This is a genomic window from Pseudomonas sp. KCJK8993 (assembly GCF_046230915.1).
Taxonomy (GTDB): domain Bacteria; phylum Pseudomonadota; class Gammaproteobacteria; order Pseudomonadales; family Pseudomonadaceae; genus Aquipseudomonas; species Aquipseudomonas piscis.
In genome coordinates, this window is record NZ_JBJJLO010000233.1 from 1 (window position 1) to 2324 (window position 2324).

General features: G+C 66.3%; 2 protein-coding genes. Both read right to left on the reverse strand.

Translation table 11 applies throughout. The features are described 5' to 3' along the window. Positions 1-825, reverse strand: an 825-nt coding sequence (locus ACK6AU_RS31875) for a M16 family metallopeptidase (protein ID WP_409303732.1), incomplete at its 3' end; no start/stop codon positions are given. Continuing rightward, positions 818-2173 carry a pitrilysin family protein gene (locus ACK6AU_RS31880; RefSeq protein ID WP_185697039.1) on the reverse strand — a complete coding sequence of 452 codons (1356 nt, stop codon included), beginning with the start codon at positions 2171-2173 and terminating at the stop codon, positions 818-820. The genes ACK6AU_RS31875 and ACK6AU_RS31880, both read right to left, overlap by 8 nt. Between the last annotated feature and the right edge of the window lie 151 nt (positions 2174-2324).

The following is a 2324-nucleotide window of genomic DNA, read 5'->3' on the forward strand; positions in this document are numbered from 1 at the left end:
CGTGGGCAGGGCGGCGGAGACCTGGGCGGCAATCGCCTCGGCATCGCTGCGCGAGAGGTCGCCGACCAGCGCGATCACTACGTTGCCGGCCGCGTAGGCCTTGGCGTGGAAGGCCTTGAGCTGGGCCAGGCTGATGGCCGGGATGCTCTGGGCATTGCCGTCGCTGGCGTGGCCATAGGGGTGGGCCCCGTACAGGCGCTTCATCAGCTCCAGGCTGGCCAGCTTGCCGGGGTTCTGCTTCTGGTACTCGAAGCCGGCGAGCATCTGGTTCTTGATCCGTGCCAGGGAGTCGGCCGGGAAGGTCGGCTTGCCCACCACCTGGGCGAACAGCTTGAGGGCCGGCTCGCGCTTGTCGGTGGCGCTCAGGCTGCGCAGCGAGGCCACGGCCATGTCCTTGTAGGCACCGTTGCCGAAGTCCGCGCCCAGGCCTTCGAAGCCACGGGCGATGGCGCCGACGTCCTTGCCGGCCACGCCTTCGTTGAGCATGGCGTTGGTCAGCAGGGCCAGGCCCGGGGCGTCGCCGTCCTGGCTGCTGCCGGCGGAAAAGGTCAGGCGCATGTCGAACATCGGCAATTCACGGGCTTCGACGAACAATACCTTGGCGCCTTCGGCGGTGTTCCAGGTCTGCACATTGAGGTTGCGGTGGCCGGGGGCCTTGCCGTCCAGTTCGGCCAGGGACTGCAGCTTCTGGCTGCTCTTGGCGTTGTCCAGGGCCTGGCTGGCGTTGCTTTCGCCGGAGCGCGACAGGTACAGGCCGCCGGCGGTGATCAGCGCCACCAGCGCGGCACCCAGCAGGACCGGTGAAGCATTCTTGCGCTTAGTCATGGGCGGACTCCTCAGGCAGTACGTGGGCCACGCTCATACGTTCCCGGGTGAAATAGGTGCGTGCAGCCTTCTGGATATCTTCCGGGGTGACGCTTTGCAGCTCGGCAAGCTCGGTGTCCATCAGCTTCCACGACAGCCCGACGGTTTCCAGCTGGCCGATGGCGGTGGCCTGGCTCGTGATCGAGTCGCGTTCGTAGACCAGGCCGGCGATCACCTGGGCGCGCACGCGCTCCAGTTCCTCGGCGGAAGGCGGGGTGGTCTTCAACTGGTCCAGCAGGCGCCACAACCCGGCTTCGGCCTGGGCGATGGTTTTCTTCTTCTGGCTGTTGGGGGTGGCCGACAGCATGAACAGACTGTCGCCGCGGGTGTAGGCGTCGTAATTGGAGGAACCGCCGGACAGCAGCTCTTCGCCGCGCTCCAGTTGGGTCGGGATGCGCGCGCTGTAGCCGCCGTCCAGCAAGGCCGAGGCCAGGCGCAGGGCGTTGACCGCGCGCTTGTCTTCGGCGGTGGCGATGCTCGGGACGTTGAAGGCCAGCATCAGGCTTGGCAGCTGGGTCTTCACGTGCAGGGTGATCAGGCGCTCGCCGGGCTCGGCCAGTTCCATGGGGATCTTCGCCGGCGGCACGTCACGCTTGGGAATCGCGCCGAAGTAGCGCTGGGCCAGGGCCTTGACCTCGTCCGGGGTGACGTCGCCGACCACTACCAGGGTGGCGTTGTTGGGCACATACCAGGACTGGTACCAGTGACGCAGCTCCTCGACCTTCATCCGGTTCAGGTCGGCCATCCAGCCAATGGTCGGCGTGTGGTAGCCGCTGGCGGGGTAGGCCATGGCCTTGAAGCGCTCGTAGGCCTTGGACATGGGCTTGTCGTCGGTGCGCAGGCGGCGCTCTTCCTTGATCACCTCGATCTCGCGACTGAACTCGTCGGCCGGCAGGCGCAGGCTGGCCATGCGGTCGGCCTCCAGCTCCAGGGCCACACCCAGGCGGTCACGGGCCAGCACCTGGTAGTAGGCGGTGAAGTCGTCGCTGGTGAAGGCGTTCTCTTCGGCGCCCAGGTCCCGCAGGATCAACGAGGCTTCGCCGGGGCCGACCTTCTCGCTGCCCTTGAACATCATGTGTTCCAGGGCGTGGGACAGGCCGGTCTGGCCTGGGGTTTCGTAGCTGGAGCCGACCTTGTACCAGACCTGGGAGACCACCACCGGGGCACGATGATCTTCGCGGACCACGACCTTCAGGCCGTTGTCGAGGGTGAATTCGTGGGTGGGTTGCGGATCGGCAGCCAGGGCTGCAAAAGGCAGACAAACTGTGCTGAGCAGCAGGCCTGCGGCGCGGCGGGCTAGAGCATTCATTCGTTTTTTAACCTGTTGGGCTGCCCGCCGGATAACGGCCTGCGGGCGAGAGGTTGGGGCGTGTCGTCGTTCATTGCCAGGCCGGGCGCTGTGGGTGGCCACGCGGTACTGGTAATGAGGTGTGACACGCACTAGGATCCTGATCAGTTTT

What these genes read in the sequence shown, in the direction of transcription:
- ACK6AU_RS31880 (WP_185697039.1), bottom strand. Translation starts at nt 2,173, where the DNA reads ATGAATGCTCTAGCCCGCCGCGCCGCAGGCCTGCTGCTCAGCACAGTT.